Annotated in this window: 23 protein-coding genes; 19 read left to right on the forward strand and 4 right to left on the reverse strand. The window is 70.5% G+C overall.

All coding sequences use genetic code 11. The features are described 5' to 3' along the window. Positions 1-118: 118 nt before the first annotated feature. Entirely contained in the window at positions 119-925 is an 807-nt protein-coding gene (locus tag ACFYRY_RS33015) for an aminoglycoside N(3)-acetyltransferase (RefSeq protein WP_389154001.1), read from the reverse strand. 161 nt (positions 926-1,086) lie between these two features. Here ACFYRY_RS33015 and ACFYRY_RS33020 point away from each other — a divergent pair, with 161 nt between their 5' ends. The 8 genes from ACFYRY_RS33020 (at position 1,087) to ACFYRY_RS33055 (ending at position 7,697) form a co-directional block, all read left to right on the forward strand. Next, the gene (locus tag ACFYRY_RS33020) at positions 1,087-1,854 is read left to right on the forward strand and encodes a helix-turn-helix transcriptional regulator (RefSeq protein WP_389154004.1); all 768 of its coding nucleotides are present in this window, start codon (positions 1,087-1,089) and stop codon (positions 1,852-1,854) included. Then, on the forward strand, positions 1,851-3,272 hold the full coding sequence (sufB, locus tag ACFYRY_RS33025) for a Fe-S cluster assembly protein SufB (protein ID WP_389154007.1): 1,422 nt from the start codon (positions 1,851-1,853) through the stop codon (positions 3,270-3,272). Before ACFYRY_RS33020 ends, sufB begins: the two co-directional genes overlap by 4 nt. 61 nt (positions 3,273-3,333) lie before the next feature. Beyond that, a complete protein-coding gene (gene sufD / locus ACFYRY_RS33030) occupies positions 3,334-4,515 on the forward strand; it encodes a Fe-S cluster assembly protein SufD (RefSeq protein WP_389154010.1) in 1,182 nt (393 codons plus the stop codon). After that, positions 4,515-4,835, forward strand: a complete 321-nt coding sequence (locus tag ACFYRY_RS33035; protein ID WP_389154012.1) for a non-heme iron oxygenase ferredoxin subunit — start codon at positions 4,515-4,517, stop codon at positions 4,833-4,835. The genes sufD and ACFYRY_RS33035 overlap by 1 nt, the downstream gene beginning before the upstream one ends. Positions 4,836-4,842: 7 nt before the next feature. Next, positions 4,843-5,628, forward strand: a complete 786-nt coding sequence (gene sufC / locus ACFYRY_RS33040) for a Fe-S cluster assembly ATPase SufC (protein ID WP_389154014.1) — start codon at positions 4,843-4,845, stop codon at positions 5,626-5,628. Then, on the forward strand, positions 5,625-6,881 hold the full coding sequence (locus ACFYRY_RS33045) for a cysteine desulfurase (protein WP_389154017.1): 1,257 nt from the start codon (positions 5,625-5,627) through the stop codon (positions 6,879-6,881). The genes sufC and ACFYRY_RS33045 overlap by 4 nt, the downstream gene beginning before the upstream one ends. A 19-nt stretch (positions 6,882-6,900) precedes the next feature. Next, positions 6,901-7,368: a Fe-S cluster assembly sulfur transfer protein SufU gene (sufU, locus tag ACFYRY_RS33050; RefSeq protein WP_356776351.1), complete on the forward strand. Its 468-nt coding sequence runs from the start codon at positions 6,901-6,903 to the stop codon at positions 7,366-7,368. Further along, positions 7,365-7,697 carry a metal-sulfur cluster assembly factor gene (locus tag ACFYRY_RS33055; protein WP_030612912.1) on the forward strand — a complete coding sequence of 111 codons (333 nt, stop codon included), beginning with the start codon at positions 7,365-7,367 and terminating at the stop codon, positions 7,695-7,697. The genes sufU and ACFYRY_RS33055 overlap by 4 nt, the downstream gene beginning before the upstream one ends. 97 nt (positions 7,698-7,794) lie before the next feature. Here ACFYRY_RS33055 and ACFYRY_RS33060 read toward each other — a convergent pair whose 3' ends face one another. Beyond that, positions 7,795-8,634, reverse strand: a complete 840-nt coding sequence (locus ACFYRY_RS33060; RefSeq protein WP_389154021.1) for an AbfB domain-containing protein — start codon at positions 8,632-8,634, stop codon at positions 7,795-7,797. Between the two features lie 220 nt (positions 8,635-8,854). On the opposite strand from ACFYRY_RS33060, the gene ACFYRY_RS33065 reads away from it, so the two are divergent. The 5 genes from ACFYRY_RS33065 (at position 8,855) to ACFYRY_RS33085 (ending at position 12,951) form a co-directional block, all read left to right on the forward strand. Then, positions 8,855-9,175, forward strand: coding sequence for a DMT family transporter (locus ACFYRY_RS33065; protein WP_389154024.1), 321 nt, complete (start codon positions 8,855-8,857; stop codon positions 9,173-9,175). Next, on the forward strand, positions 9,175-9,720 hold the full coding sequence (locus ACFYRY_RS33070; RefSeq protein WP_389154027.1) for a TetR/AcrR family transcriptional regulator: 546 nt from the start codon (positions 9,175-9,177) through the stop codon (positions 9,718-9,720). Before ACFYRY_RS33065 ends, ACFYRY_RS33070 begins: the two co-directional genes overlap by 1 nt. Positions 9,721-9,904: 184 nt before the next feature. Continuing rightward, positions 9,905-10,894, forward strand: a complete 990-nt coding sequence (dapD, locus tag ACFYRY_RS33075) for a 2,3,4,5-tetrahydropyridine-2,6-dicarboxylate N-succinyltransferase (RefSeq protein ID WP_389154030.1) — start codon at positions 9,905-9,907, stop codon at positions 10,892-10,894. A 261-nt stretch (positions 10,895-11,155) separates the two neighbouring features. Then, a complete protein-coding gene (locus ACFYRY_RS33080; protein ID WP_389154871.1) occupies positions 11,156-11,716 on the forward strand; it encodes a SigE family RNA polymerase sigma factor in 561 nt (186 codons plus the stop codon). After that, positions 11,713-12,951: a WD40 repeat domain-containing protein gene (locus ACFYRY_RS33085; protein WP_389154033.1), complete on the forward strand. Its 1,239-nt coding sequence runs from the start codon at positions 11,713-11,715 to the stop codon at positions 12,949-12,951. Before ACFYRY_RS33080 ends, ACFYRY_RS33085 begins: the two co-directional genes overlap by 4 nt. Here the strand turns inward: ACFYRY_RS33085 and dapA are convergent, their stop codons facing one another. Then, complete coding sequence (dapA, locus tag ACFYRY_RS33090) at positions 12,952-13,842, reverse strand: 4-hydroxy-tetrahydrodipicolinate synthase (protein WP_389154036.1); 891 nt, start codon at positions 13,840-13,842, stop codon at positions 12,952-12,954. A gap of 186 nt (positions 13,843-14,028) precedes the next feature. Between dapA and ACFYRY_RS33095 the strand changes: the two genes are divergently transcribed. From ACFYRY_RS33095 to ACFYRY_RS33115, 5 genes are all read left to right on the forward strand, one after another. Then, a complete protein-coding gene (locus ACFYRY_RS33095; RefSeq protein WP_389154039.1) occupies positions 14,029-14,157 on the forward strand; it encodes a hypothetical protein in 129 nt (42 codons plus the stop codon). Then, a complete protein-coding gene (locus ACFYRY_RS33100; RefSeq protein ID WP_389154042.1) occupies positions 14,154-14,846 on the forward strand; it encodes a hypothetical protein in 693 nt (230 codons plus the stop codon). Before ACFYRY_RS33095 ends, ACFYRY_RS33100 begins: the two co-directional genes overlap by 4 nt. A gap of 75 nt (positions 14,847-14,921) precedes the next feature. After that, positions 14,922-15,341, forward strand: a complete 420-nt coding sequence (locus ACFYRY_RS33105; protein ID WP_389154045.1) for a phage holin family protein — start codon at positions 14,922-14,924, stop codon at positions 15,339-15,341. After that, positions 15,338-15,793 (forward strand): DUF3618 domain-containing protein, encoded by a 456-nt coding sequence (locus ACFYRY_RS33110; protein WP_389154048.1) that lies wholly within the window; start codon positions 15,338-15,340, stop codon positions 15,791-15,793. Before ACFYRY_RS33105 ends, ACFYRY_RS33110 begins: the two co-directional genes overlap by 4 nt. Positions 15,794-15,955: 162 nt before the next feature. Next, positions 15,956-16,660, forward strand: a complete 705-nt coding sequence (locus ACFYRY_RS33115) for an antibiotic biosynthesis monooxygenase (protein ID WP_389154051.1) — start codon at positions 15,956-15,958, stop codon at positions 16,658-16,660. A gap of 55 nt (positions 16,661-16,715) precedes the next feature. Here ACFYRY_RS33115 and ACFYRY_RS33120 read toward each other — a convergent pair whose 3' ends face one another. Continuing rightward, positions 16,716-18,542, reverse strand: coding sequence for an endonuclease/exonuclease/phosphatase family protein (locus ACFYRY_RS33120; RefSeq protein ID WP_389154054.1), 1,827 nt, complete (start codon positions 18,540-18,542; stop codon positions 16,716-16,718). A gap of 283 nt (positions 18,543-18,825) precedes the next feature. Between ACFYRY_RS33120 and ACFYRY_RS33125 the strand changes: the two genes are divergently transcribed. Further along, complete coding sequence (locus ACFYRY_RS33125; protein WP_389154057.1) at positions 18,826-20,259, forward strand: hypothetical protein; 1,434 nt, start codon at positions 18,826-18,828, stop codon at positions 20,257-20,259. Positions 20,260-20,380 lie beyond the last annotated feature (121 nt).

Here is a 20,380-nt window from a genome sequence, read left to right on the forward strand (position 1 = left end):
TCCAGAGTCTAGGTACGCGGGCGACGGTCCAGACCGGCGGGTACGGAATCTCCACCCGGGCCACCCCTGGCCGCCCCCGGCAGACCGCCCCGGCCACCGCACCGACCTGGCCCCAGCCTCACATCTCGTCCTCCCGGGACCGGTGCAGCGGCAGCCACCGTTGTGCGTACGCCACCGCGTCCGCCACCGGGAACAGCCGTACGTCGGCCGCGCCCACCCGGCCCCGTACGACGCACCGCGGCCCCTCGTCCCGCTCGAAGTCGTGGCCCAGCTCGTCGAACCGGTCCGAGCTGATCGACACCTCGGTCACCTCCTCCCAGCCCGAGCGGCCCGGACGGCCCACCTTCACCAGCGGCGACGGCACCCGGTACTCGGCGAGGTGGAAGCAGGTGCAGGTGGCGTAGCCGGTGCCGAGCAGCAGCACCCGGGCGCCGAGCTCCTCCAGCCGGGCCAGCGGACTCAGCTCGCCCAGTCGGCAGTCGGGCGCGTGTCCCTCGATGATCCGCGCCGCACGCGCACCGACGGCGGCGAAGGAGGTCTGCGGATGAGCGCTGCGCAGGGCGCCCGGCCAGGTCCGCACGGTCTCCGGGATCACGCCCACCCCGCGGCTGGGCGTGAGCAGGGGGTCGTACCCGGGCATCGTCGCCCGGATGGTCTCCCACCACTCCTGAGGCACCGGCGGGTTGCCCCACCCGGCCGGGTCGGAGAGGTCGCCGGACTGGGAGGGGACCACGAGCGTGCCGTACGGACCGAGCACGTCGAGCAGTCCCTGGACGACCGCCACGGAGCCGCCGCACACCCAGCCCAGAGAGCTGAGCGAGGAGTGGACCAGCAGGGTCTCGCCGGGGCGGACGCCGACCTCGGCGAGCTGGGTGGCGAGGGTGCCCCGGGTGACAAGAGGGCCGGTCGGAAGGGGTGAGGGCATGGTCCGGGAGTGTTCCCGACCGGACCTGGCGGCGCCACCTGTTTGAACGGCCGACGGTCGTTCCCGCAGGTCACCTTAGGTGAACCTAAGTGACGCAGGGCACCGCCCGCCTGGTGGGACGTGGCTTGCCTGCCTCCGAGGAATTACGCAACAATGACGTTGTGAAAAACGTCGGCGAGGCTCGGGAGACCCCCACGGGGGCCCCTCAGGAGGAGCTCGCGGCTGGGATGCGCTCGGACCGTTCGACGCGCAACCGGGTCGCGCGATCCATCCTGGACCACGGGCCGTCGACCGTCACCCAGCTGGCCGGACGCCTGGGGCTCACTCCGGCGGCCGTACGCCGGCATCTGGACGCCCTGGCCGCCGACGACGTCGTGGAGGCACGCGAGCAGCGGGTCTACGGAGCGCGTACGCGCGGCCGCCCCGCCAAGGTCTTCGCACTCACCGACTGCGGTCGCGACGCCTTCGACCAGTCCTACGACAAGCTCGCCGCGGACGCCCTGCGCTTCATCCAGGAGCGGTTCGGCGGGGACGAGGCGGTCGTCGCCTTCGCCCGCGCCAGGATCGCCGAGCAGGCCACCGCCTACCGCAGGGCCGTCGAGGCCGCCGACCCCGACGAGCGGACCGAAGCGCTGGCCAAGGCCCTGAGCGCGGACGGGTACGCTGCTACGGCGCGAAGCGCACCGGTCGGCGAGCAGCTCTGCCAGCACCACTGCCCGGTGGCCCATGTCGCGGAAAAGTTCCCGCAGCTCTGCGAGGCGGAGACCGAGATCTTCTCCCAGCTGCTCGGCACTCACGTCCAGCGACTGGCGACCATCGCGCACGGCGACGGCGTCTGCACGACGTTCATCCCCAAGATTTCCCACACCACTGACAACGCATCTGCTGACAACGCATCTGCAAGCACGGCCGGGAGGAACCCCGCATGACTCTCCCCACGGAGACTGCCCACCCCGAGCTCGAGGGCCTGGGCAAGTACGAATACGGCTGGGCCGACTCCGACACGGCCGGCGCCTCTGCCAAGCGCGGCATCAACGAGGACGTCGTCCGCGACATCTCCGGGAAGAAGAACGAGCCGGAGTGGATGACCAAGCTCCGCCTCAAGGGTCTGCGCCTGTTCGACAAGAAGCCCATGCCGAACTGGGGCTCGGACCTGTCCGGCATCGACTTCGACAACATCAAGTACTTCGTGCGTTCCACGGAGAGGCAGGCGGAGTCCTGGGAGGACCTGCCCGAGGACATCAAGAACACGTACGACAAGCTCGGCATCCCGGAGGCGGAGAAGCAGCGCCTCGTCGCCGGTGTCGCGGCCCAGTACGAGTCCGAGGTCGTCTACCACCAGATCCGCGAGGACCTGGAGGAGCAGGGCGTCATCTTCCTCGACACCGACACGGCCCTCAAGGAGCACCCGGAGCTCTTCAAGGAGTACTTCGGGACCGTCATCCCGGTCGGTGACAACAAGTTCGCGTCGCTGAACACGGCCGTGTGGTCCGGCGGTTCCTTCATCTACGTGCCGAAGGGCGTGCACGTGGAGATCCCGCTGCAGGCCTACTTCCGCATCAACACGGAGAACATGGGCCAGTTCGAGCGGACCCTGATCATCGTCGACGAGGGTGCCTACGTGCACTACGTCGAGGGCTGCACGGCCCCGATCTACAAGTCGGACTCGCTGCACTCCGCGGTCGTCGAGATCATCGTCAAGAAGAACGCCCGCTGCCGTTACACGACCATCCAGAACTGGTCGAACAACGTCTACAACCTGGTCACCAAGCGCGCCGTGGCGTACGAGGGCGCGACCATGGAGTGGATCGACGGCAACATCGGCTCCAAGGTGACGATGAAGTACCCGGCCGTCTACCTGATGGGCGAGCACGCCAAGGGCGAGACCCTCTCCATCGCCTTCGCGGGCGAGGGCCAGCACCAGGACGCCGGCTCCAAGATGGTCCACATGGCGCCGAACACCTCCTCCAACATCGTGTCGAAGTCCGTGGCGCGTGGTGGCGGCCGTACGTCGTACCGCGGTCTCGTCGAGATCGGCGAGGGTGCCCACGGCTCGAAGTCCAACGTGCTGTGTGACGCGCTCCTCGTCGACACCATCTCCCGCTCCGACACGTACCCCTACGTGGACGTCCGTGAGGACGACGTGTCCATGGGCCACGAGGCGACCGTCTCCAAGGTCTCCGAGGACCAGCTCTTCTACCTGATGAGCCGTGGTCTGACCGAGTTCGAGGCGATGGCCATGATCGTGCGCGGCTTCGTCGAGCCGATCGCGAAGGAACTGCCCATGGAGTACGCCCTCGAGCTCAACCGGCTGATCGAGCTGCAGATGGAAGGCGCGGTCGGTTAAGACCGCACGTCCACAAGCAGCCAGCGAATTCCGACGTAGGAAAGAGAGCAGACCGACAGCCATGGCTGAGGCTCAGAACATCCCGGTGGGCAGCACGACCGCCGGCCAGATCGCGGTGGCCGCAGAGTCCACCGTCGCCACGCGCATGAGCGCGCCACCCTCCTTCGACGTGCGGGACTTCCCGGTCCCGCACGGCCGTGAGGAGGAGTGGCGGTTCACCCCGCTGGAGCGACTGCGCGGACTGCACGACGGCACCGCGGTCGCCACCGGCGACGGCATGAAGGTCGACATCGTGGCGCCCGAGGGCGTCCGGATCGAGACCGTCGGCCGTGACGACGCCCGCCTCGGCAGGGCCGGCACCCCGGCGGACCGCATCGCCGCCCAGGCGTACTCGGCGTTCGAGAAGGCCGGCGTGATCACCGTCCCCAAGGAGACGGTCCTCGCCGAGCCGATCCGTATCGCCGTGCACGGCGAGGGCGGCATCGCCTACGCCCACCAGGTCGTCGAGCTCGAAGCCTTCGCCGAGGCCGTCGTCGTCATCGACCACACCGGTGACGCCGTGCTCGCCGCCAACGTCGACTACGTCCTCGGGGACGGCGCCAAGCTGACCGTCGTCTCCGTCCAGGACTGGGACGACAAGGCCGTGCACGTGGGCCAGCACAACGCGCTGATCGGCCGGGACGCCACCTTCAAGTCGTTCGTGGTCACCTTCGGCGGCGACCTGGTGCGCCTGCACCCGCGGGTCTCCTACGCCGGCACCGGCGGCGAGGCCGAGCTGTTCGGCCTGTACTTCACGGACGCCGGCCAGCACCAGGAGCACCGCCTCCTGGTCGACCACAACACCCCGCACTGCAAGTCGAACGTGGCCTACAAGGGCGCGCTCCAGGGCGAGGGCGCGCACGCCGTGTGGATCGGCGACGTCCTCATCGAGGCCAAGGCCGAGGGCACGGACACCTACGAGATGAACCGCAACCTGGTTCTCACGGACGGCGCCCGGGTCGACTCGGTGCCGAACCTGGAGATCGAGACCGGCGAGATCGTCGGCGCCGGCCACGCCTCGGCGACCGGCCGCTTCGACGACGAGCAGCTCTTCTACCTGATGGCCCGCGGCATCCCGGCCGAAGAGGCCCGTCGTCTGGTGGTCCGCGGCTTCTTCGCCGAGCTGGTCCAGCAGATCGGTGTCGACGACATCGAAGAGCGCCTCCTCGTGAAGATCGACGAGGAGCTGGAGGCGTCGGTCTGATGGCTGCTTTCGTGCGCGTCTGTGGTCTGGACGAGCTGGAGGAGGACACCCCCAAGCGGGTGGAACTCGACGGCACGCCGCTTTCCGTCGTCCGTACCGAGGGAGAGGTGTTCGCGATCAACGACATCTGCTCCCACGCGAACGTCTCGCTCTCCGAGGGCGAGGTGGAGGACTGTCAGATCGAGTGCTGGCTGCACGGCTCCAGCTTCGACCTCCGCACCGGCAAACCGTCCGGCCTGCCCGCGACGCGCCCCGTCCCCGTATACCCCGTAAAGATCGAAGGGGACGACGTGCTCGTCTCCCTCACCCAGGAGTCCTGAGGCACCCATGGCAACGCTTGAAATCCGAGACCTGCACGTCACCGTCGAGGTCGAGAACGGCACGAAGGAAATCCTCAAGGGTGTCGACCTCACCGTGAAGCAGGGCGAGACGCACGCCATCATGGGCCCCAACGGCTCCGGCAAGTCGACGCTCGCCTACTCGCTCGCGGGGCACCCGAAGTACACGATCACCAGCGGCACCGTGCTGCTCGACGGCGAGGACGTCCTGGAGATGTCCGTCGACGAGCGTGCCCGCGCGGGCCTGTTCCTGGCGATGCAGTACCCGGTCGAGGTCCCCGGCGTCTCCGTCTCCAACTTCCTGCGCACCTCCGCCACCGCGGTCCGCGGCGAGGCCCCCAAGCTGCGTACCTGGGTGAAGGAGGTCAAGGGGGCCATGGAGCGCCTCAACATGGACCCGGCCTTCGCCGAGCGCAACGTGAACGAGGGCTTCTCCGGTGGTGAGAAGAAGCGCCACGAGATCCTTCAGCTGGAGCTCCTCAAGCCGAAGGTCGCGATCCTCGACGAGACCGACTCCGGCCTGGACGTCGATGCGCTGCGGGTCGTCTCCGAGGGCGTCAACCGCGTCCGCGAGACCGGCGAGGTCGGCACCCTGCTGATCACGCACTACACGCGCATCCTGCGCTACATCAAGCCCGACCACGTACACGTCTTCTCCGGCGGCCGGATCGTCGAGTCCGGCGGCGCCGAGCTCGCCGACAAGCTGGAGAACGAGGGGTACGAGGCCTACGCGAAGCTCGACCGAGCCGACTCGAAGGGTGGCGCATCCGAGTGACACTGCTGCCGGGCCTCCTCGACACAGAGGCGATCCGCAAGGACTTCCCCATCCTGGACCGTCAGGTCCACGACGGTCAGAAGCTCGTGTACCTGGACAACGCGGCCACCTCGCAGAAGCCGCGCCAGGTACTCGACGCCCTGAATGAGTACTACGAGCGCTACAACGCCAACGTCCACCGCGGTGTGCATGTGCTCGCCGAGGAGGCCACGGCGCTGTACGAGGGCGCGCGTGACAAGGTCGCCGCGTTCATCAACGCGCCGAGCCGTGACGAGGTGATCTTCACCAAGAACGCCTCCGAGTCGCTCAACCTCGTGGCCAACATGCTGGGCTGGGCCGACGAGCCCTACCGCGTGGACTCCGAGACCGAGATCGTCATCACGGAGATGGAGCACCACTCCAACATCGTGCCGTGGCAGCTGCTGGCGCAGCGCACGGGCGCGAAGCTGAAGTGGTTCGGTCTGACCGACGACGGCCGCCTCGACCTCTCCAACATCGAGGAGATCATCACCGAGAAGACGAAGATCGTCTCCTTCGTGCTGGTCTCCAACATCCTGGGGACGGTCAACCCGGTCGAGGCGATAGTGCGCCGAGCGCAGGAAGTCGGCGCGCTGGTCTGTGTCGACGCCTCGCAGGCCGCGCCGCACATGCCGCTGGACGTGCAGGCCCTGCAGGCCGACTTCGTGGCCTTCACCGGCCACAAGATGTGCGGCCCGACCGGCATCGGCGTCCTCTGGGGCCGTCAGGAACTCCTCGAGGACCTGCCTCCGTTCCTCGGCGGCGGCGAGATGATCGAGACGGTGTCGATGCACTCGTCGACGTACGCTCCCGCGCCGCACAAGTTCGAGGCGGGCACCCCGCCGATCGCGCAGGCGGTCGGTCTGGGCGCGGCGATCGACTACCTGTCCGCGATCGGCATGGACAAGGTCCTCGCCCATGAGCACGCGCTCACCGAGTACGCGGTGAAGAAGCTCGGCGAGGTCCCGGGGCTCAGGATCATCGGCCCGGCGACGGCCGAGGACCGGGGAGCGGCGATCTCCTTCACGCTCGGCGACATCCACCCGCACGACGTGGGCCAGGTCCTCGACGAGCAGGGCATCGCGGTACGTGTGGGTCATCACTGCGCACGCCCCGTCTGCCTGCGGTACGGAATTCCTGCGACCACGCGAGCGTCGTTCTATCTGTACTCCACTCCGACCGAGATCGACACTCTGGTCGACGGGCTGGAGCACGTACGGAACTTCTTCGGCTGAGGGGTTGGCGAGCGATCGCATGAAGCTGGATTCGATGTACCAGGAAGTCATCCTGGACCACTACAAGCACCCGCACGGGCGTGGTCTCCGGGACGGCGACGCCGAGGTGCACCACGTCAACCCGACGTGCGGCGACGAGATCACCCTGCGCGTGAAGTACGACGGCACGACGATCAGTGACGTCTCGTACGAGGGCCAGGGCTGCTCGATCAGCCAGGCCTCGGCCTCCGTGCTGAACGACCTGCTCGTCGGCAAGCAGCTCACCGAGGCGCAGAAGATCCAGGAGACCTTCCTGGAGCTGATGCAGTCCAAGGGCCGCATCGAACCGGACGACGCGATGGAGGAGGTCCTGGAGGACGCGGTCGCGTTCGCCGGGGTCTCCAAGTACCCCGCCCGGGTGAAGTGCGCGCTGCTGAGCTGGATGGCCTGGAAGGACGCGACGGCCCAGGCCCTGGGCGAGGCCGACGCCGAAAGGAAGACCGCATGAGCGAGACCATCGAGATGAAGCCGGCCTCGGAGGAAGAGGTCCGTGAGGCCCTGTACGACGTCGTCGACCCCGAGCTGGGCATCGACGTCGTCAACCTCGGCCTGATCTACGGCATTCACATCGACGACGCGAACATCGCGACCATCGACATGACCCTGACCTCGGCGGCCTGTCCGCTGACGGACGTCATCGAGGACCAGGCCAAGTCCGCCACGGACGGCCTCGTCAACGAGCTCCGCATCAACTGGGTGTGGATGCCGCCGTGGGGTCCGGACAAGATCACGGACGATGGGCGGGAGCAGCTTCGGGCGCTCGGCTTCAACGTCTGAGCCCCTCTGTACGGCCATGCGGTGGCCCCCGGCACCACGTGCCGGGGGCCACTGGTGTGTCAGGGCTCAGGCCGGCCCCGCCCTGCTGTGCCGGGGCTCAGGCCAGCCCGTCCACCAGACGGAACGCCGAGTCCGACCGGTACCCGCTGTCGTACTGGTACGGGTCCAGACGCACGCTGAAGTTCCTGTGGCGCAGGAAACGGCCGGGGTAGTTGACCGACTCCAGCATGACCGCGCCGGACACCGCGGAGGTGCGCGGGCAGAACGTGGCGTCCTGCTTGAAGAGTCCGGAGCCGTCGTTGCGCTCCGCGCGCAGGACGAACTCGCGGTGGCGCAGGTAGGAGCCGCCGGAGGTGGCGAAGGAGTAACAGGAGGCGTCGGCGAGGCCCTTGACCAGCTTGAAGGTGGCGTCCCGGCGAGCCGAGGAGTAGGTCACCCGGTCGAGTCCGACGTAACTGCCGTTGACGTGCCAGTAGCGGTCCGGGTAGTTGACCGAGCGGACCGAACGCCAGGTGGTCGACGGCTTGGGGGCGGACGACGTGGGGTGCGAAGCCGGGGGCTTGGGCCGGTCGGCCGGCGGGGAGGAGGCCGAACCCTGCGGCTTCGGGGAGGCCGAGGCGCTGGGCCGGGCGGAGGGCGAACCGCTCTTCCTGCCCGCGGGCGCGGACGGTGCCGCCGCGCTGCTGGGGGAATTGCTGGCGTAGGAGATCAGGCCCGGGCCGCTCGTATCCGCGGCCGGCCTTCCCTCCTTGGCGGGCGACTTGGCTTCTGTGCGCTGGTCCGTCAGGGCGATCGACGTCACGCAGGTGACGACGGTTGCTATGGCCAGCGCGCCGGCCAGCCACAGCCGACGTGTTCCCGGTACCCGGGAGGTGTCCGGAACCCAGCCGTTCTCCCAGGGGGAGTTCGACGGGGGCCGGGACTTGCTAAGTGGCATGCGAGTTCCTCCAGCGTCGCCCGAGGCGACGACTGCGGCACGTAATGGGGAAGTAAGTGAACGGTGAAACAGTAGTGGAGCAGGTGACTCCACGGCAGGGGTTCGAAGTGAGCCGTTTCCACATCGTGTCCGGTTCCAATTACCGGAAATCGGCGATCACTTGGACAAGGGGGCACACCTTGATCCGCACGTGCTCCCGCCGATGTGTACGCTCGTACGCATGGGATACCTGTTGCTCGTCGGCGCCATCGCCGCGGAGGTCGCCGCGACGACCGCCATGAAGTACAGCGACGGCTTCAGCAGACTGACGCCCGCGCTGCTGACCGTCCTCGGCTACGTCGTCTCCTTCACGCTGCTCGCCCAGACGTTGCGGACCGTCTCGATCGGCACCGCGTACGCGATCTGGGCCGGCGTCGGCACCGCGGCCATCGCCACGATCGGGGTCCTGTTCCTGGGGGAGGGGCTGACCCTCGCCAAGGCGGGCGGCATCGCGCTGATCATCGGCGGTGTGGTGGTGCTGAACCTGGGCGGGGCGCACTGATGGCCCGGCGCTACGACCCCGACCGGCGGCAGCGGATCATCGACGCGGCGATCCGGGTGGTGGGGGACAAGGGCCTCGCGGGGCTGAGTCACCGCACCGTCGCCGCCGAGGCCGATGTGCCGCTCGGCTCCACCACGTACCACTTCCGGACCCTCGACGAGCTGATGGTGGCCGCCCTGCGGCAGGCGGGCGAGGGCTTCGACAAGGTGGTCGCCGCGCGGGGCAGTCTGTCCGACCCGGGCACCGACCTCGCCGCCGAACTCGCCGGGCTGCTGGGCGAGTGGCTGGCCGGTGAGCGTACCGGCGTCGAGCTGGAGTGCGAGCTCTACCTCGCCGCCCTGCGCCGCCCCGCCCTGCGCCCGGTCGCCGCCGAGTGGGCCGACGGCCTCGCGACCGTGCTCGCCCACCGCACCGACCCGGTCACCGCGCGGGCCCTGGTCGCGCTCACGGACGGGATCTGCCTCCAGGTGCTGCTGACGGACACGCCGTACGACGAGGGGTTCGCGCGGGAGGTGTTCAGCCGGGTCATCCCCCGGGGCCGGTGAACCGCTTTTCGGTCGCCGGGGGCTTTTCGTGCGCTGGGGAGTTCCGCCCGGGACCGGCCACGATCGGTCGGCGGTGTTCCTTCCCGGTGGTCCCGGGCGTCCTCACCCGGGCCGACCGCCCGGCCCCTGAGACGTACCGTTCGCTGGTTGGCCTCCGCGGGCTCCCGCCGGTTAGGTTGCCGTCATGACCGACACGACTGCTCCTCGTACCACCGGCGCCGTTGCCGCCGGGCTTGCCACCGTCGCCGCCGACGGCACTGTCCTCGACACCTGGTTCCCCGCGCCGGAACTTAACCCCGACGCCGGTCCGTCCGGCACGGAGCGGCTGTCCGTCGAGCGGGCCGTCGAGCTGCTCGGCGAGGGCGCCGCCAAGGCGGTCGGCCCGGATGCCCGCCGGCACGTCGAGGTGGTCGCGGTCCGCACGGTCATCTCCTCCCTCGACGCCAAGCCGATCGACGCCCACGACGTCTACCTGCGGCTTCACCTCCTCTCGCACCGGCTGGTCCAGCCGCACGGGCAGAGCCTGGACGGCATGTTCGGCTTCCTCGCCAACGTCGCCTGGACCTCGCTCGGCCCGGTTGCCGTCGACGACATCGAGAAGGCGCGGCTGAACGCCCGCGCCGAGGGACTGCACCTCCAGGTGACGTCCGTCGACAAGTTCCCGCGGATGACGGACTACGTCGCCCCCAAGGGCGTCCGGATTGCCGACGCGGACCGCGTGCGGCTCGGCGCGCACCTCGCCGAGGGCACCACCGTGATGCACGAGGGCTTCGTCAACTTCAACGCGGGCACCCTCGGCACGTCGATGGTCGAGGGGCGCATCTCCGCGGGCGTCGTGGTCGGCGACGGGTCCGACATCGGCGGCGGCGCCTCCACCATGGGCACGCTGTCCGGCGGCGGCAACGTCCGGATCACCATCGGTGAGCGCTGCCTGATCGGCGCAGAGGCGGGCGTGGGTATCGCGCTCGGTGACGAGTGCGTCGTCGAGGCCGGGCTGTACGTCACCGCCGGGACGCGGGTGACCATGCCCGACGGGCAGATCGTCAAGGCCCGTGAGCTGTCCGGCGCCTCCAACATCCTGTTCCGCCGCAACTCGGTCACCGGCACGGTCGAGGGCCGCCCGAACAACGCGGTCTGGGGCGGCCTGAACGACATCCTGCACAGCCACAACTGACGCAGACGTGCCGCTGATCGGCGCCGGGTCCGCCCCGGAGCTGATCGCGGCCGGCCGTCGACGAGGCCGGGGCCCGTACCGCACGCACCAGCGGTACGGGCCCCGGCCCTTCTCGTGCCGCCGACCTAGGGCCCCTTCCGGACTCGCCGTCTCCGCGTTCGAAGAATTCTCCGCCGGGGAGGCATAGCGGCGGGCCGCCGGGCGCGTCACAAGGGGCACAGGGGCGGGACACAGGGTCCGCCGGGGGAAGAGAAGGTGACGATGGATGCCGCGGAGCTGGAGAGTTTCCGGGAGTTCGTGGACAACAGGTCGTCGGCGCTGCTGAAGACGGCGGTGCTGCTGTGCGGGGGAGACCGGCACGCCGGTGAGGATCTGCTGCAGAGCGCGCTGGCCAGGGCGGCCGGCAAGTGGCAGCGGATCGATGAGCCCGAGGCCTACGTACGACGGATCCTCTACCGCCAGCAGGTCAGCCGCTGGCGGCTGAAGTGGCGCGGGCGGGAGGTCACCGTCGCCCAGCCTCCCGAGGCGGGCGCCGGCACCTCGGACGCGGCGGCCGCGGCCGACCTGCGCGTCGTGATGCGCGACGCGCTGTCCCGGCTCACCGCACGGCAGCGGACCGTGCTGGTGCTGCGCTACTTCGAGGACCTGCCCGAGGCCGAGGTGGCCCGGCTGCTGGGCTGTTCGGTCGGCACCGTCCGGTCCACCACCCATCGCTCCCTCGCCCGGCTGCGCACGCTCGCGCCCGAACTCGCCGCCCTGGGCCCGCCGGCCGCTGGCCGGCAGCCGTCCCGTGACTTCTCGCCCGTGGAGGTGCGTCCATGAACGTCGAGGAACTCGTGCGCGATGCCCTGCGCGAGCAGGCCGCGGAACAGGCTCCGGCGCGGGCCGGGTTCGCCGACCGGGTGCTGGCGGTCCGCCGACGCCGGCGGACCCGCGCCTTCGTGGCCGTGGCGACGGCAACCGCCGCCGTGGTCGCCGTCGCCGTGGGCGTACCGCTGCTGGACTCCGGCAGGGACGACGTGCACCCCGCCGGAATCATCCAGCAGGGCGGCATCAACGCCCACCCGGACCAGTCGCCGCCGCGCGACCTGATCGGGGCCGGGGAGGCGGTACTGGCCGCGTACTACACGGAGAAGACCCACTACACGTCCAGCCGCAAGGGCACATCCGTGCGCACCTACTGGCTGCTGGACCAGAAGACCGGGACGTACGAGAAGGACCCCCGGTGGTCCTTCGTCGCCGTCGCCCCCGGACTGAGAACCGCCGCCGTGCTGGAGAAGGACCTGCCCGCCGACCGGATCGGCCTGCTCGACCTCGCCACGGGGAAGGTCGAGCGGTGGATCCAGGTCGAGCACGGCGTCGGCGGCCTCGCGTTCTCGTCCGACGGCAGCAGGCTCGTCGCGACGACGTACGACCGCAACCCCGACCCGCGCGAGAAGTCGACGTCGGCCGCGGACGGCAAGGAAGCAGGACCGTTGGAGTCCGTGTACCGCGACGCGGTCCGGTCCGGTTTCTACATCCTCGACGTGGCCTCCGGACAGAGCGGCCCCTGGAGCCCGGTCGCCCGCGATCGCGACATCATCGGCCGCAAGGACTTCTCCTTCAGCCGGGCGGGCGATCGGGTGTACTCGCAGATCATCGGCGGCCAGGACGGCATGCAGCAGTTCTACGACCTCAAGGGCGCCAAGGCCGCCGCACCCGCGAACGAGCGGTACCTGCGGTCGGACGTCGGCGCGCGGCTGTCCCCGAACGGCAGGCTCGCCGCCCTCGGCCTGGAGAAGGAGGTCGCCGGCTCCCCCGGCAAGTCGTACTCCTCGATCCGTGATCCCCTGACGGGCAAGGAGATCACCAAGGTGCGCGGCGGCGAGCTGCTCGCCTGGGTCGACGACAAGCACCTCATCGGCTGGGAGCGCGTCACGAGCCTGGAGGAGGCCTACCGCCCCCAGTTGGTGCTGGTCACCATCGGCAGCGACAAGGTCGTACCCCTGAGCGGCGTCCGCGAGCCGAGCGACAGCATCGACCGCCAGGAGTGGGAGCCCGTCTTCGCACGCCGATGATCAGCCGGCGGTGAGCGACTGGTACGCCGCCAGCAGTCCGTCGACCGCCTCGCGGCCGACGGGCCGCAGCGGCGCGCGGACGGGGCCCGCGGGCAGGCCCAGCTCGCGCAGGAGGGCCTTGGCGGTGACGGCGCCGGGCAGGCCCGCCGCCATCATCAGTTCGATGAGCGGCGTGGCGCGTTGCTGGAGGCGGGCGGACACGGGGGTGTCGCCCGCCTCGAACGCGTCCAGGACCGCTCGCAGGTGAGCCGGTACGACGTTCGCGACCGTGCTGATGTAACCGGCGCCGCCCACCGCGTACAGGGCGAGGTTGTGCTCGTCGCAGCCCGCGTAGTACGCCAACTCGGTGCGGGAGATGACCTTTTGCGCGGCCAGGAAGTCGTAGGAGCAGTCCTTGACCGCCACGATCCGGGGGTGTTCGGCCAGGCGGAGCAGGGTGTCCGGCTCGATGCGGGTGCCGGTGCGGGCGGGGACGTCGTAGAGCGCGAGGGGCAGGCCACAGGCGTCGGCGATCTCCCGGAAGTGGGCCTCGACGGCGTCCTGCGGGGGCTTGCTGTAGTAGGGGGCGACGACCAACAGGCCGTCGGCGCCCGCCTTCTCGGCCGCCAGGGCCAGTTCGATCGTGTGCAGGGTGTCGAACGTGCCCACACCCGCCACGATCGAGGCCCGGTCACCGACGGCCTCACGTACGGCCGTGATCAGGGCGGCCTTCTCCGCGTCCGTCGTGGTCGGCGACTCGCCCGTGGTGCCGGACAGCACCAGCCCGTCGCAGCCGTCCGCCACCAGCCGGTCGGCGAGCCGTCGCGCGCCGTCGAGATCGAGCGCGCCGGACTCGGTGAAGGGAGTGATCATGGCGCAGAGGGTGCGGCCGAAGGGCCGGGACGTGGTCATGGGGGTAGTCTCGGCGCAACGACAGTGAAGCTCTACTTAATATTTCTACGAGGTATAAGTAAGTGATACTGATGGGTCGCCTGTAGTCCCCGCACGGTCCCCGCGCGCGCAGGCCCTATGTGCAAGTCCGCCCCACATGGGTCACCATGGCCAGTACGGTCATAGGCCCCTGTGATGGGAGGCGTCATGAAGCTCGGCAAGGTACTCGCCGGCGGAGTCGCGGAAGAACGGCCGCAGGTCCACGAGGAGGAGCCCGAACTCCCCGAGGAGATCACTGACCTGAAGGAACCCGAAGAGGCTCCGGCCGCACGATGAGGCTGCGGCTCCCCGAGGAACGCCCGACGGAGCCGCCGACCGGATACAAGATCGCCTACCCGGTGCTGTCCCACGACGGCGTCCGGGCCGGGTTCACCGGTGTGTCGCTCGGCGGCGCGCTGCCCTACGGAGTCGTGGCCGACGCGTCCTGCGTCTACGGCCTGCGGCACCGGGTACCGCACCGCCGGTGCGACTGCGGCTTCCACTGCGTGCACGACCGCACGGCGGCCGAGGCGCTGCTGTGTACCGCCGAGCACCGCACGGCCGTGCTGCTGGAGGTGTCCGTGCTCGGCCGCTACCTCCGCTTCGAACGCGGCTTCCGCTACGCCCGGCAGCGCGTCCGTACGGCGACCGTCGGCCCCTGCGTCTGCGGCACGGCCGCCTCCGCCCTGGCCGACGCCGGCTGGGGCCGCCCGGGCCGGCTGGCGCTCGCCCCCTCCTGTGCGGGCTGCCTGCGCGGCCGTCCGTCGGTCTCGCTCGCCGCCTTCGCCCGGCTGGCCGGAGACGGCCTGCGCGTGGTGGCCGGCACGGGCACTCTCCTGCCGACCGCCGCCCTCGGCACGGCCGAGGGGCTGGGTGTGCCGGAACTCACCGCCGAAGCGGCCCTGTTGCAGGCGCGACTGGACTGGTTCCAGGCGCAGCTGGCCCGACTGGGCGAGCACGGCTCGGGCGCCGGACCTCAGCGGTAGCGGGGGAGCGGCGCAGGGGTAAGCGGGAGCGGGCAGGGGTACCCGGGAGTTCCCAGACCGAGAGGAGGCGGAACCGTGACCGGGACCATGACCCCCAGGCCAGCGCACGACGAACACCACTCGGTGGGCGAGCTCGTCGGACAGGCCACCGAACAGCTCTCCCGGCTCGTACGACAGGAAGTGGCACTCGCCAAGGTCGAACTGGCCGAGAAGGGCCGTCGCGCGGGACGAGGCGGCGGGCTGCTCGGTGCCGCGGGCGCCGTCAGCTACGCCGGCTTTCTCGCCCTCGCCGGCACGGGCGCCGCCGCGCTCTCGCTGGTGCTGCCCGTGTGGGCCGCGGCGCTGATCGTGACGGGCGTGCTGTTCGTCCTCGCGGCCGTCCTCGCGGCGATCGGCCGCGCCCAGCTGCGCCGCGCCGCGCCGCCCACGCCCGAGCAGGCCCTCGGCAGTGTGAAGGCCGACGTCGAGGAGATCAAGGAAAGGGCGCACCGATGACGGACCGGGAGAAGTCAGCGAACGATCACGACTCGGGTGACCGGGCGCCGCGGCAGGGCGGTGCCAAGGGGCCCGACGAACTGCGCCGGGAGATCGAGCGGACCCGCGGTGAACTCGGTGACACCGTCGAGGCGTTGGCCGGAAAGGCCGACGTCAAGGGCCGTGCCCGGGCCAGGGCCGCCGACCTGCGGGACAAGGCCGGCGCGATGACGGTCCAGCTGCGCAGCACGGCGGCGCAGACCGGTCACACGGTCCAGGAGAAGGCCCACGCCGTGGAGGAGGGCCTCCAGCACCGGGCCCACACCGTGGAACACAACCTTCCCGTCCCGGTCCGCAACGCGGTCCGGACGGGCCGCCGCCATCCCCGTCCGGTGCTGGTCGCCGGGGTGGCGGTGGGAGCGGGCGCGGTCGTCGCGGTGGGGGTGGTGCGGCGGCGCCGTCACGGACGGTGAGTGCTGTGTGACGAGGCGCCGGTGTCGCCCCGACGGCGACAGCGGCGCCCGCGCCCAGGGGCAGCTCCCGGAGTCCGTCACTTGACCTGAATCATGGTTGAGGTCGAAGAGTGGTCGGTGCGCGCATCCCGTACCGATTCCCACCCTTCGACGGAGCCCACCATGACCCGCCGTACCGACATCCATCCCGACCTCACGCACCCCCACGTCGACGCCCCCTTCTTCAGCACTTGGCGGGTCGGCACCCCCGAGCGCCAGCGGCAGACGGTCGACGCCGTCGCGCGCACCTGGACCCGGCGGCCCTGGCCCGCCCCCGGCCTCCTGGGTTACCACCTCTACGCCGGGCACGACGGGTCCACCCTGCTGCACCACTCGCAGTGGCGGAGCGAGCAGGCCTACGAGGCCTTCGTGAAGACGCACCGGCAGGAGCGGGTCGACGAGATCGACACCGCGGTGCCCGGGATCGAGCGAGTGCGGCTCGACCGGTACCGGCGCTACCGCAGCACAATCCGGCAGGACCGCCCCGCCCTCGTGCCCGGCTGCGTCGTGATCGTCGACGTCGAGTTCGAGGGACCCGACCCCGACAGGCAGCGAGCCTGGGTCGACGCCGTCTTCGAGGCGCTGGAGAGTGAGCCGAACCCGCATCCGGGCGGCATCTCCGCCCACTTCCACGTCAGCACCGACGGCACCAGGGTCCTGAACTACGCCGAGTGGGAGACCGCCCAGGCCCACATCGACGCGCTCGCCGCACCCGGTGACGGCGTCGGCTCGGCCACGGCCCGGTGGCAGCGCGTACAGAGCTGGCCCGGGCTGAAGAGGAGCACGGTCAGCCGGTACGACCACGCCCTCGGACTCGTGCCGGACTGACGGCGCCGGGCGGGCCGGCTGGACGGAGTGTCCAGCCGGCCCTGAGCCGGGGGCGTCACGGCTGGAAGCGCAGCACCTGCGGGTCGTGGTCGCTGATCTGGTCGTTGAACTCCGAGTTGATGTGCACGCTGTCGTACTCGAAGTCGCAGCCGCGCCGGATCGACGGGCTGACCAGGATCTGGTCGAGGACCTGGGTGTTGCCCTGGTAGACGTACGAGTAACGCTCGCTCCTCGGCAGCGACTTGACCGCCGACCAGAGCGCTCCGCCGTCCTCCAGGATCCTCGCGGTGCCGGAGAACTCGAAGTCGTTGATGTCGCCGAGGGCGACGACGTCCGCGTTCTTCTGCGTGGCCAGGATGTCCTTGACGAACCCGTTCACCAGGGTCGCCTGCTGGTGGCGCTGTGTCTCCGAGCTGCGCGCCGGGGGCTGGTACTGCGAGGTCAGGCCCTGGTCGCCGCCCTTGGAGTTGAAGTGGTTGGCGATCACGAAGACCGTCCGGCCACGGAAGACGAACTCGCCCGCCAGCGGCTTGCGGCTGTTGGCCCAGGCGGTGTCCGTCGGGTCGATCCGGCCCGGGGAGAGGGTCAGCGCGGCCTTGCCGTGCTCCTTGGTGACCCCGGCGGCGGTCGTGGCGTCGCCGCCCGCACGGTCCGTGAACGACACCCGCTCCGGGTTGAACAGGAACACCTGGCGGATGTTGCCGCCCGGCTCGCCGCCGTCCGCGTTGTTCGCCGGATCGATGGAGCGCCAGTCGTACCTCGGGCCGCCCGCCGCGACGATCGCGTCGATCAGCTTCGTGAGCGTCCGGCCGGCGGTGACCGTGCCGTCGTTCGTCGCGCCGTTGTCGTCCTGGATCTCCTCCAGGGACACGATGTCCGGCGCCTGGAGGTTGTGCACGATCGCGGCGGCGTGCTCCTCGAAGGTGGCGTCGCCCGGGTCGAGGTTCTCGACGTTGTACGTCGCGACCGCCAGCTCGCCCTTCTTCTGCCGCTCGGTGGTCTCGCGCTGCAGCCCGGCGCTCCTGAGAGTGCCGAGCTTGCCCGCGACCAGGGTGTATCCGCCGAACTGGTTGTAGTCCAGCGGGCCCGCGGTGGCGCCGGTGAGCGTGTCACCGACGTTCGCGACCGGGAAGTCGGCCGTCGCGCCCAGCGACTGGATCTGCAGCCGGCCGGTGTTCTGGGAGTCGTAGGAGCCGTAGACCGTGCCGCCCCGGCGGTCGCTGTTCTCGCGCGGCTTCACCGTGACCCACAGCTCGGTGTACGGGTCGGTGGCGCCGACCACGCGGGCGTCGGCGACCTGGACGTTCATGCCCTCCAGGGACTCGTAGTAGTCCAGGGCGTACCTCGACGGCCGCAGCGTCAGACCGTTGACCGAGCCGCTGGCGGCCGTGTCACCGGTCGGCGTGTACGCGCTCGGCACGGACCTCGCGGTGATGACGGTGGCGGCCGGGACCGCGTTGCCGCTGGAGACGACCGTGACCGTCGGCTTGGTGACCTCGGTCAGCGTCTGGTTGCCGGTGGCGGTGCCGCCCGGGACGTACTCCGAGACCGTGCCGGAGACGGTGACCGCGTCGCCGACCGCGACCTTCGGCACGGAACCGGTGAAGACGAAGACGCCCTCACTGGTGGCCGGGTTCGCGTCCGGGTTCGGATCCTGGATCCAGAAGCCTCTGGAGGAGCCGTAGGTCCGCACTCCGGTGACGATTCCGGCCACGTCCGTGACCTGCTGTCCGGCGTACGGCGACATCCGGGTGGTGCCCTGGATGTCGTGGATGCGCACGGAGTCCGCGTGCGCGGGTGAGGTGAGCACGACAGTGGACGCCGCCGAACAGACGGCGGCGACGGTGAGCGCGGCGAGACGGGCGGAAGACGTGTTCGGCAACGGGATCCCTCCGGGGACGTGCATGGGCGCCGGGACGAGGGTGGTGCGTGGAACGGCGGGAGCCGCGACCGGTGGGGCGGTGGCGACGCGCGTAGCGAATTCAGCGAGCACATGTCATGTCCAGCTGGTTTCTACGCGCGTCAATCTCCTGCGTGCTCCGGTCAGTTGTCAAGGATCCGGCCATGTACTGCGGCCGACCGGCAGATGAACCGGGCGGCATGGGTGGATATCCGTCTAGGCTGAGCGGCTGAGTGGTGGTACGCGTCCCTAGGAGAACCAACCGATGTCAGACAGCTCCCCCCTGCCGCCGGTGCGGCTTCACCCCGAAGCGGAGCTGGCGCGGGACGCGCTGTCCACGCCACTGCTGTCACGCGCCGCGCGCCTCGCCCGCTGGGCCGGCCCGGACACCCGCGTCGACGCCGGGGGCGGACTCGTCGACGAACAGCTGCCGGCCGCGGCCCAGCTCCTCGGGCTGACCGGCGACGACGCGGCGGCGTACGCGAGCGAGGCCTGGCGGATCGCCGTCGACACCGGGCTGGTCGAGATCGTCGACGAGGAGGCGGGCACCGTCACGGCCGGCGAGGACCTGACGCTGCTGACCGGCGGCTCCCCGAACGACGTGCTCGCGGTGTGGCTGGGCGCGTTGGAGACGGTGCTCGCCGACGCGAGCGTGCCGGACCTGGACGACCTGGTCGACGCGGTGAACCCGGAGGGAGACCTCGGCGAGGTCGATCTCTCCTCCCTGGGGTGGGACCCGGAGGCCGAGTCGGAGTTCCTGGACGGTGTGCTCGGGAACCTCTACCTGCTCACCGTCACCGAGGACGGACCGGGTGAGAGCCCCGTGCCGCTGCCCGCGCTGGCCGCCTCGATGATCGTGCCCAGCGACATGGGGGAGCCCACCAACGACGTGCTGGAGCAGGTGTCCGACGCGATGATGCGGCTGGACGACCAGTTCCGGCTGCTGGAGCCGGTCGGGCTGGTCGAGTACCAGCCGGTCGACGAGACGCTGATGGCGGACACCGAGGAGGAGCCCACAGCCGTCGACGACACCGATGTCTCCCGCTACGGCATGGTCCGGCTGACCCCGCTCGGCCGGTACGGACTGCGGGTCCGGCTCCAGGAGGCCGGGTTCCAGGCCCCCGCGGTCGGCGACCTCGCGGACAAGGGAGCGGACGCGCTGCTCGACGGCACCGCGACCTTCCCGCCGGGCGCGGCCCACGCCGAGACCGAGCGGTGGCTGGCCCGCCGTGACTCCCTCGCCGCGGCACGGGAGCTGCTGGCCGCGGCGCGGGGCCTGGACGCCGGTGCGCCGCTGCGCCGGCTGCGCTGCCAGCAGGCGCTGTCCCTGGTGGGCAACGAGGCCGAACCGGCCCTGCGGGAGGTGCTCGACGACCCCGAACTGGGCGGCCTGGCCCGGGTCTGGCTCACCGAGCGCGGCGCCCCCGACGTGCCCGCCCCCTCCGAGGACCTGGTCTTCTGGCTCACCGTCGACACGGTCGCCGCGCAACTGGCGGCCGAGGGCAACTCCGACGAACTGCGAGAACTCGTGGAAGGCCTGGCCCAACAGCACAGCGGCTTCTTCGCGGCGGCCTGGCGGGTCGACCACCCGGCCGCGGCGGACGTCCTGGAAGCCATGGGGCGACTGCACCCGGACAAACGGATCGCGAAGGAAGCACGCAAGGCGGCGTTCAAGGCGCGGTCACAGCAAGGGGGTTGAGGGAGCGGGCCGGGGGAAGGCAGGGGCGGGGCGGCCGCCCGGTCCGGATCCGGCCGTGCGCCAGGCGGTTTCCGGTCGGGGCCGGGCTTGAAGCCCCGGTGGGCTGCCCTTTTCGTTCCGC

The sequence above is a fragment of the Streptomyces sp. NPDC005263 genome (genome assembly GCF_042872365.1).
In the GTDB taxonomy this organism is placed as follows: domain Bacteria; phylum Actinomycetota; class Actinomycetes; order Streptomycetales; family Streptomycetaceae; genus Streptomyces.

What these genes read in the sequence shown, in the direction of transcription:
- ACFYRY_RS33015 (WP_389154001.1), bottom strand. Translation starts at nt 925, where the DNA reads ATGCCCTCACCCCTTCCGACCGGCCCTCTTGTCACCCGGGGCACCCTC.
- sufB (WP_389154007.1), top strand. Translation starts at nt 1,851, where the DNA reads ATGACTCTCCCCACGGAGACTGCCCACCCCGAGCTCGAGGGCCTGGGC.
- sufD (WP_389154010.1), top strand. Translation starts at nt 3,334, where the DNA reads ATGGCTGAGGCTCAGAACATCCCGGTGGGCAGCACGACCGCCGGCCAG.
- ACFYRY_RS33035 (WP_389154012.1), top strand. Translation starts at nt 4,515, where the DNA reads ATGGCTGCTTTCGTGCGCGTCTGTGGTCTGGACGAGCTGGAGGAGGAC.
- sufC (WP_389154014.1), top strand. Translation starts at nt 4,843, where the DNA reads ATGGCAACGCTTGAAATCCGAGACCTGCACGTCACCGTCGAGGTCGAG.
- sufU (WP_356776351.1), top strand. Translation starts at nt 6,901, where the DNA reads ATGAAGCTGGATTCGATGTACCAGGAAGTCATCCTGGACCACTACAAG.
- ACFYRY_RS33055 (WP_030612912.1), top strand. Translation starts at nt 7,365, where the DNA reads ATGAGCGAGACCATCGAGATGAAGCCGGCCTCGGAGGAAGAGGTCCGT.
- ACFYRY_RS33060 (WP_389154021.1), bottom strand. Translation starts at nt 8,634, where the DNA reads ATGCCACTTAGCAAGTCCCGGCCCCCGTCGAACTCCCCCTGGGAGAAC.
- ACFYRY_RS33065 (WP_389154024.1), top strand. Translation starts at nt 8,855, where the DNA reads ATGGGATACCTGTTGCTCGTCGGCGCCATCGCCGCGGAGGTCGCCGCG.
- ACFYRY_RS33070 (WP_389154027.1), top strand. Translation starts at nt 9,175, where the DNA reads ATGGCCCGGCGCTACGACCCCGACCGGCGGCAGCGGATCATCGACGCG.
- dapD (WP_389154030.1), top strand. Translation starts at nt 9,905, where the DNA reads ATGACCGACACGACTGCTCCTCGTACCACCGGCGCCGTTGCCGCCGGG.
- ACFYRY_RS33080 (WP_389154871.1), top strand. Translation starts at nt 11,156, where the DNA reads ATGGATGCCGCGGAGCTGGAGAGTTTCCGGGAGTTCGTGGACAACAGG.
- ACFYRY_RS33085 (WP_389154033.1), top strand. Translation starts at nt 11,713, where the DNA reads ATGAACGTCGAGGAACTCGTGCGCGATGCCCTGCGCGAGCAGGCCGCG.
- dapA (WP_389154036.1), bottom strand. Translation starts at nt 13,842, where the DNA reads ATGACCACGTCCCGGCCCTTCGGCCGCACCCTCTGCGCCATGATCACT.
- ACFYRY_RS33095 (WP_389154039.1), top strand. Translation starts at nt 14,029, where the DNA reads ATGAAGCTCGGCAAGGTACTCGCCGGCGGAGTCGCGGAAGAACGGCCG.
- ACFYRY_RS33100 (WP_389154042.1), top strand. Translation starts at nt 14,154, where the DNA reads ATGAGGCTGCGGCTCCCCGAGGAACGCCCGACGGAGCCGCCGACCGGA.
- ACFYRY_RS33110 (WP_389154048.1), top strand. Translation starts at nt 15,338, where the DNA reads ATGACGGACCGGGAGAAGTCAGCGAACGATCACGACTCGGGTGACCGG.
- ACFYRY_RS33115 (WP_389154051.1), top strand. Translation starts at nt 15,956, where the DNA reads ATGACCCGCCGTACCGACATCCATCCCGACCTCACGCACCCCCACGTC.
- ACFYRY_RS33125 (WP_389154057.1), top strand. Translation starts at nt 18,826, where the DNA reads ATGTCAGACAGCTCCCCCCTGCCGCCGGTGCGGCTTCACCCCGAAGCG.